Origin of the sequence: Rhodopseudomonas sp. BR0C11, assembly GCF_010820945.1 — a bacterium.
Classification (GTDB): Bacteria; Pseudomonadota; Alphaproteobacteria; order Rhizobiales; family Xanthobacteraceae; genus Rhodopseudomonas; species Rhodopseudomonas palustris_H.
Genome location: NZ_QTKI01000221.1, coordinates 1 through 7,783, shown reverse-complemented (window position 1 = coordinate 7,783; position 7,783 = coordinate 1). Strand labels below are relative to the sequence as shown.

Sequence of the window (7,783 nt, the reverse complement as noted above, 5' to 3'; positions counted from 1 at the left end):
CACGAGTCGGGGCGCTGGGAACGGCGCGCCTCGCGATCCGGCTTGCGGTCCGCATCTTGCCGCGGCGGACGTTTGTCATCGCGCGGCGGAATCGGCTTGGCGCCGATCAGCGGTTCGATCCGGATGTTGTCGTCGTGATCCGGCCGCTTGATCTGCGCCGCGAACGCGTCCGCAGCGGCCGGCGAAATCTCGAACTCGGTGGTGGTGTCGAGGATGCGGATCGCGCCGATGTCCTGCCGGGTGATGCCGCCGCGGCGGCAGATCATCGGCAGCAGCCAGCGCGCCTCGGCGTTCTTGCGCTTGCCGATCGCGGCGCGAAACCACACGCCGCCGGTCATCGCGTGCTTCTCGCCGGCCTTGGCCGAGCGCGTCCGCGGCGCCTTGTCGCGCGCCTCGTGATCGCGCGGCTCGCGCGCGGCCTTGCCGCCGCGCTCATCGCGGCTGCGAACCGGGCGTTCGCCGGGATCGAGAATGTCCTCCGGTGCCGGCATCCGGGCGCGCACCACCCTGGCCAGCGCCACCGCGATCTGTTCAGGCGAGCGCTCGGCGAGTAGCGCCTGCGCCAGCGCCTGATCTTCGGCGGTCGGCTCCTCGGTGAACAGCGGGTCCTGCAGCATGCGCTGCTGATCGAGGCTGCGGATTTCGTCGGCCTGCGGCGCGGTGCCCCAGTTCGCCTCGATGCCGGCGAGCTGCAGCAGCAGCTCGGCGCGCCGCCGCCGCGCCGGCGGAACTAATAGCACGCTGATGCCCTTGTTGCCCGCTCGCCCGGTGCGGCCGGAGCGGTGCTGCATCACTTCGGCGTCGTTCGGCAGCTCGGCGTGAATGACCAGGCCAAGGTTCGGCAGATCGATGCCGCGCGCCGCGACGTCGGTGGCGACGCAGACCCGGGCGCGGCCGTCGCGCAGTGCGTTGAGCGCGCCGGTGCGTTCGTTCTGGGTGAGTTCGCCGGACAGCGCCACCACGGCGAAGCCGCGCTCCAGCAGCGCGGTCTGCAGATGCGTGACGGCGCTACGGGTGTTGCAGAACACGATCGCGGTCGGGGATTCGACGTAGCGCAGCACGTTGACGACGGCGTGCTCGACGTCGCTCGGCGCAATGCGGATGGCGCGATACTCGATGTCGGCGTGGCCGCCCTCGGCGCCCTCGACCTCGATCCGCATCGCGTCGTGCTGATAAGTCTTGGCCAGCGCGATGATGCCGCGCGGCAGCGTCGCCGAGAACAATAGAGTGCGGCGGGTCTCGGGCGTGGTCTCGAGGATGAACTCCATGTCCTCGCGGAAGCCGAGATCGAGCATCTCGTCGGCCTCGTCGAGCACCACCGCCTTGAGCTGCGAGACGTCGAGCCGGTTGCGGCGCAGATGGTCGCACAGCCGCCCCGGCGTGCCGACCACGATGTGGGCGCCGTCTGCCAGCTCGCGCTGCTCGCGCCGCGGGTCCATGCCGCGGACGCAGGAGACGATGCGGGCGCCGGCGTGGCGATACAGCCAGCTCAGCTCGCGGTGCACCTGCAGCGCCAATTCGCGGGTCGGCGCCACGATCAGCGCCAGCGGCGCGGCGCCGGGCTCGAACTGCTCGGCATCGCCAAGCACGTCGCGCGCGATCGCCAGCCCGTAGGCGACGGTCTTGCCGGAGCCGGTCTGCGCCGACACCAAAAGGTCGCGGCCGACCGTGTCGGGCGCCAGCACCGCGCTCTGCACCGGCGTCGCCTGGAGATAATTACGCTCCGCCAAAGCTCGCGCGAGCGGCGGGGGACTGGTCGGAAATGTCACGAACGACAACCTTCTGGGCGATCACGCCGAATGGGAAATCCCGGGACCGGATCGGTCGACCGGCGGGCCTTGGACGATGCACGTCGCAACAAGCCGCCGATGATGGGAGGTTGCGCTCTTTTAGGCTAATCCTGGTCCCGGCGCCATTGGTTCCTCACCCAGGTCCGATGAGGGGCCCAAAAGTCCCCTGTAATGGCTGCGGCGCCCACGATCGCCTAGCGGCGATGCGTTGCCGCCAGTTCGATGACGCGCGCGGCCTCGGTGAGGTCGGTGGTGGCGAAGCCTTCGGTCATGGCATCGCGCAGCCGCCCGAGCCGCTGGAGCGGAGCCGAGCTGTCCCGCGGCGGCGAAGCCGAGACGAGACTGACGAGGGCCCGCAATTCCAGCATCGGCGAGCCGAGCGCGTGCGCCAGATCGGCCGCTTTCTCAAGGTCGTGGCCGCCCGCATCATCCTGCGGGTCCGCCGCCAGCAACAGCGATCCGCGAAGCCGGTACAGCTCTGGCCCGCAAAACAGCGTCTTGTTGGCCTCTGTGATGTCGAGCGCCTCGTTCAGCAAAGCCAACGCATCCTCGACCGCACCTTCGGCCGCGACGGTCTCGGCGAGCAGCATCAGGCCGTAGGGCCGGATCAGCTCGGCGCCCGTGGCGCGATAATCGTCCAGCCCGGCTTTGATTTCGGCTACGCCCGCTGCCGGGCGGACCAGCCTGCCGATGGCCCAGCCGCGCAAGATCCGCCCCCAAGCGCTCCAGTAGGGGAAGCGATAGCTCTGGCCGATCTGAATTGCCTGCTCGGCGGCCTGGAGCGCTTCGTTCGGCTCACCACGGCTCTGCCGGATCGAGGCCTCGAAGCTGAGCGCGAAGCCGAGGCTGTGGGGATGATTGAGCTGGATCGCCCGCGCCATCGCCTCTGCGCTGTCCGCGATGGCCGTATCCGGCAAACCGACGAACCACTCGGTCCAGGCGAGATTGCATTGCGCGAGAACCGCCGGATCGGAGCCATATTCGAACCGATGGTGATGATGCCGATCGGGATCGTACAGCTGCAGCGCCTGCTGCAAAGTCTCCTTCGCGCTACCGAATTGGCCGAGGTAGAACTGAGTCAGGCCAAGCGGCCGCTTGGCCTGCAACTGAAGGCCGTCGTCGCCGGCGCGTTCTGCCTGTTCGATCAAGCGCACGCCGCATTGATGCGCCTTTTCGAGCTGACCTCGCACGATGAAGAACATCATGAGCCCATAAAGGGCCCTGAACAGCAGCCGGTGCTCGCCCAGTCTCCAGCTGAGCTGATAGGCACGGGTGAAGACTTCCTCCACCTGCGGCGCGGCATTCCCCTTGATGGCGAGAAGTTGCGAGCCGCGCTCCAATTCGAGCGATAGTTCTCGCCGTGCCCGCTCGGCCGTGTCGGGTAATCGGCGAAGGATCGCAAGAGCACTGGCAAAGTGGCTGGCAGCCTCGACATTGGCTGAGCGCTCGGCGGCCTTGTTGCCGGCCGCCTCCCAATGCGCGATCGCCGCTTCCGCAAGATCCGCGGCTGCATAATGCTCGGCCAGGACCTCGGGAGTCGCCGCGACGACATCAGCGAATTGGGTGGAGATGACTTCCGCGATTCTGCGATGCATCGATCGTCGCTCGCTCTTGAGGAGCGAGTCATAGGCGGCCTCCTGGATCAGGGCGTGCTTGAACGAGTATTTGGCCTGAACCTGCGTTCCGTGCTGATGGATGAAGCCCTGGCGCAACAGTTCGTCGAGCTGCGCGCGGAGCGCGGGCTGACTCTCTCCGGTCACGGCCGCCAACACTTCGCTGTCGAACGTCCGGCCCAGCGTCGCGGCGACCTGCGCCAGCGGCTTTGCGATCTGAAGGCGGTCGAGCCTTGCCGCCAACGAGCCACGGAGCGTGGATGGAATGCTGTCGACGAGCGCCGTCAGTCGCACCGGATCATGGTCGGCGGAAGAAGCCCCGGCGAGAACCGCTTTGGTGAGCTCTTCGATGAACAACGGAATTCCGCCCGTCTTGGCGACGATCGACGCAATGATGTCTTCCGGGACGGTCGAGGTCTCGGCAATCTGTGCGGTCAGCGCTCTTGCTTCGTTCTTGGAGAGGCGGCGCAGGCCCAGCCGGGTCACCTGCGGTCCCAGCAGCCATTCGGCCGTCAATTCCGGGCGGAACGTGAAGATGGCCATCACCCGCCAGTTCGAGAGCCGTTCCACGATGTGCCGGAGCAGGGTGGTGGTGGACGCGTCTGCCCAATGCAGATCCTCGATGACGAGGACCACAGGAACGTCCTCGGATTGTCTCAGGACCCACTGCGTCAGCACTTCCAGCAGCAGTTCGCGCCGCCGGGCCGGCGGGATGTCCTTGATCGCGGCGGAAACCGGCAACTCGAGTAGCTCGGCAACCAGCGCCGCGGCCTCCGGGGTGATCGTCTCCAAGCCGACGAAGGCGCGCTGCAGATTCGCCGCCAATTCGTCGGCATCCGCCTCGCCGTGAGGTCTCACGACGCGACGGATCATCTCGATGATGGGATAGAAAGCGCTGGAGCGGCTGTATGCCGAGCAGTAACAGGTCATCGGCAGAAACGCTGCCGGCTCGAGCCGGGCCTTGAATTCCCGCACCAGCCTGGTCTTGCCGGCGCCCGCTTCGGCTGTGATCTGCACGACCTGGCCTTCACCGTCCTGTGCGCGGAAGAAGCGGTCCTGTAGCAGCGCCAGTTCCTGCTGGCGCCCGATCATCTTGTGGCTTGCGGCAGGCCGTTCCCGGACCGCCTCAGTCCGCTCGCCGGAAACCTCGAACAGATGCAGCAGTTCATCGACGCCGCGGACCTGCTGCAATCCGAGATCGATCAGACCAAAACATTCGCCGAGGAGTTGCGCAGTCTGATTGGTGATTACCAAACGATCAGGAGCGGCGAGGCTCTGCACCCTCGAGGCAATATTGGGCGTTTCGCCGAGGATACCCATTGCCTCGAAACTGTCCGAGGATCTGAGGTCGCCTGCGATGACGATTCCGGTGTGCATGCCCATCCGCACGTGGATCGCCTTCATCTCCTCTTCGGCATTGAAGCGCTGCAGATTGTCGAGAAGTGCCAGGCCGGCGCGCGTGGCCCGAATCGGATCGTCCTCATGGGCGAAGGGAAAACCGAAACATATAAGGATGCCGTCGCCGATATAGCGGACGATGCAGCCATCGAACTGACGTACCGCGCTCGCGCAGATGTCGCGATAGCAATAGATGACGTCCTTGAAGTCTTCTTCGTCGAGACGGACCGACATTTCGGTCGAGCCGATCATATCGACGAACAAAATCGTGACCTGGCGCCGCTCGGGTCGCTGATTGCGAACGTGCGCAAAGCCGCCCGACGCACCGGTGACGGCCGTCTCGGAAGCCTCGATGAGGGAAGCGCCGCAGCCGCCGCAGAAGTGCGACCCGAGCGGGCTCCGAAATCCGCAACTCTGGCAATGCAGGCTGAGCTTTGCGCCACAACGTGGGCAGAAGCTCGCCTCCGTCGGGGCCGAGAAGCCGCAGGCAGAGCAACGCATACTGATTAGTGTCCGTTGCTATTTAGACGATAGTATGATTAGCTCACTCCCATCTCGAACGATCGAACATTGGACGACAGGGGCTTAGATTCGTTCATCTCACAGCGAAATGGTTCAAGGCCATGGCGCAAATCGAGAATCCGTTCGCCCTCGAGCAGCCGCTGAAGCTCTCGATCTGTTTTACTGAGACCTGCAACCTCGCGTGTCAGCACTGCTATTCCGATTGCTCGCCTGACAAGGCGGGAGCGGAATTGAGCAACGAAGATTGGTCACGCTTTCTGGATGAGATTGCCGAACTCGGCGTGATCTATCTCTACATCGAGGGCGGTGAGCCATTTCACCGGCCGGACTTCCTGCCGTTTTTGGCATCCGCATCTGGCCGTTTTCTCACCGAGGTGCGTACCAACGGCACGCTGATCACGCCGCAGACGGCTCGCTACCTGAGCGATATCCGTGTCGGCATCGTGTTGGTCGATCTGTTCAGCTCCCGAGCGGAGGTGCATGATGAGATCACGGGTGTACCCGGAAGCCACGCTCGTGCTTGCGACGGGATCAGCTCCATGCTGCAGGCCGGCATCGAGGTACAGACCCTGTGCATCCTCAGCCGCAAGAACGTTGCCGATCTTCAGGGTTACATCGATCTTGCCGAACGGCTTGGGGTCAAAACTGCTGGGGTTTTGCGCCCTTATCCCCTCGGCCGGATGAAGTATCGCTGGGCGGAGTTCGCGCTGTCCCTGGAGGAGATGCACGCGGCCCTCGATGCGCTCCGCCTGCCGCCTGGCATGAAGCTGATGCAGTCATGGCATCCGAATGACGGCAACTCCTGCTGGCAGATGGCGGCGGTGAACGCCTTCGGAGATTCGATCGGCTGCGCTTATCTGCGCGAGTACGTCAACTACGGCAACATCAAGCGGATCTCCTTCATGGAGACGTGGGAGCATCCGCTCTACCGGGAACTCAGATCCGGGCGCGTCAAGGATAGTTGTCCGAGTTGTGCATCCAGCCAAGGTTCGCACGGAGGGTGCCGTGCGACGGCTTATGCGTTTCACGGGGCTTGGGACGCCCCCGATCCGTTCGATAAGGTGCTGAACAGGGGAGTAGACCTGCGTGTCCTACCCGAATGGCTGTTACAACCACACCCAAAACCTCCGACTGCGACCACTTAAGGAAATGAAGAGCTGCGTGGTGTTTCGGCCTGATCCGCCGAAGCTGTTCATGCTGAACCTGAACGCGTGGTTTATCCTCGAGCTCTGCGACGGCAGCACCGCCGAGCAGATCGAGCAAAAGTACGTTGCACAGGTTGCGACCAAGAACCCGGAGAAGGATGCACGAAATCACCTCAGAGCTGGACTTCAACGATTGCAGGAACAGGGATTGATCGAACTGACACACCAAGGAGATTGATCATGTCCAACATCGAGTCCTCCGGACTTGCTGCCAGTTTGATTGCTGGCGAAACGCTGGTGCCCCCAACCGTAGCGGCAATTGAGCCGGAGGTCCGATCGGGCGGTTTCTTCCCATTCTGCGATCTTCTCAAGCATGGCGAAGGCAAGCAGGAGATCGAGAGCCTCCTGAATGATAGCGTTCTGCTGGGAGCTCTGGTGATCGAGTGGGGCTACGATGTTCCTTTCAACAAGCATGACGAGTTTCGGAAATGGCTGATCGCCAACGAACAGAAACTCGATCAGGTAACCCCCGAGGGGGTCACCTATCGCGGGACCTACGCGGTTTCGTCGACGAGTGAAAAGGGCAGTGGCCTCTACCGCACGATCTGGGCATTCCGGACGCTCGCGGCGCTACAGACGTTCAACGATGCGATGCACGCGGGTACTGATTTTGCCCGTCTGATCCACGATCTGTCGAGCTATCGTGATCGCGAGCGCGGTGCCGCAAACAGTCAGCAGATCTATCAGCCGGTTCGCTGTGCCGATCGGCTAGGATGATCAAATTGGCATTGTGACCAACCATTCTGGACGGCAGAGCGGAGACCTCCGCTCTGTGGCAGGCAAGCGGCCCCGGCAAACGTGTCGGGTGAGGAGGAACGGGCTTGAGTCTCGTTGGGGACTTGGCCCGTCGAAACACTGATGACATCGATGACAACGAACCTGGGTCGCAGGTCGACCAAGATAATTGATGTCGTCCGTGCCCACCGGCTGTTTCAGGATCTTGCGCCCGACGCGCTCGACCAGCTCTGTCGATCCGCCTGTATCGTCCGGTTCAGACGAGGAAAGACCATCTTCCTCAAGGGAGACACCGCCAACGCTCTCTTCATCGTGGTCGAAGGCGCGATCCGGGTGAGCTCGGGTTCGGCCGATGGACGCACCGCGATGCTCAATCTGATCGGCAATGGCGAGATCTTTGGCGAGGTTGCTGTGTTGGACGGGCTGCCGCGGACGACAGACGCCATCGCCCACAGCGACTCCGTCTTGCTGTCGATCGCGCGGCGCGATTTCCTCGATCTGATCGACACGCAGCCTCATC

General features: G+C 63.8%; 6 protein-coding genes. 4 read left to right on the top strand and 2 right to left on the bottom strand.

Annotation, left to right across the window (positions count from 1 at the left end):
* Together DYI24_RS16630 and DYI24_RS16625 are read right to left on the bottom strand one after the other, a co-directional pair.
* Positions 1-1,769, bottom strand: a 1,769-nt coding sequence (locus tag DYI24_RS16630; RefSeq protein WP_164573089.1) for a DEAD/DEAH box helicase, incomplete at its 3' end; no start/stop codon positions are given.
* Positions 1,770-1,984: 215 nt separating this feature from the next.
* Positions 1,985-5,302, bottom strand: a complete 3,318-nt coding sequence (locus DYI24_RS16625; protein WP_164573088.1) for an adenylate/guanylate cyclase domain-containing protein — start codon at positions 5,300-5,302, stop codon at positions 1,985-1,987.
* Positions 5,303-5,424: 122 nt separating this feature from the next.
* Here DYI24_RS16625 and DYI24_RS16620 point away from each other — a divergent pair, with 122 nt between their 5' ends.
* The 4 genes from DYI24_RS16620 to DYI24_RS16605 form a co-directional block, all read left to right on the top strand.
* A complete protein-coding gene (locus DYI24_RS16620) occupies positions 5,425-6,468 on the top strand; it encodes a radical SAM protein (protein ID WP_164573087.1) in 1,044 nt (347 codons plus the stop codon).
* 16 nt (positions 6,469-6,484) lie between these two features.
* Positions 6,485-6,706: a PqqD family protein gene (locus tag DYI24_RS16615; protein WP_349627789.1), complete on the top strand. Its 222-nt coding sequence runs from the start codon at positions 6,485-6,487 to the stop codon at positions 6,704-6,706.
* Positions 6,707-6,708: 2 nt separating this feature from the next.
* Positions 6,709-7,245 carry a hypothetical protein gene (locus DYI24_RS16610; protein WP_164573085.1) on the top strand — a complete coding sequence of 179 codons (537 nt, stop codon included), beginning with the start codon at positions 6,709-6,711 and terminating at the stop codon, positions 7,243-7,245.
* 141 nt (positions 7,246-7,386) lie between these two features.
* Positions 7,387-7,783, top strand: a 397-nt coding sequence (locus DYI24_RS16605) for a cyclic nucleotide-binding domain-containing protein (protein ID WP_164573084.1), incomplete at its 3' end; no start/stop codon positions are given.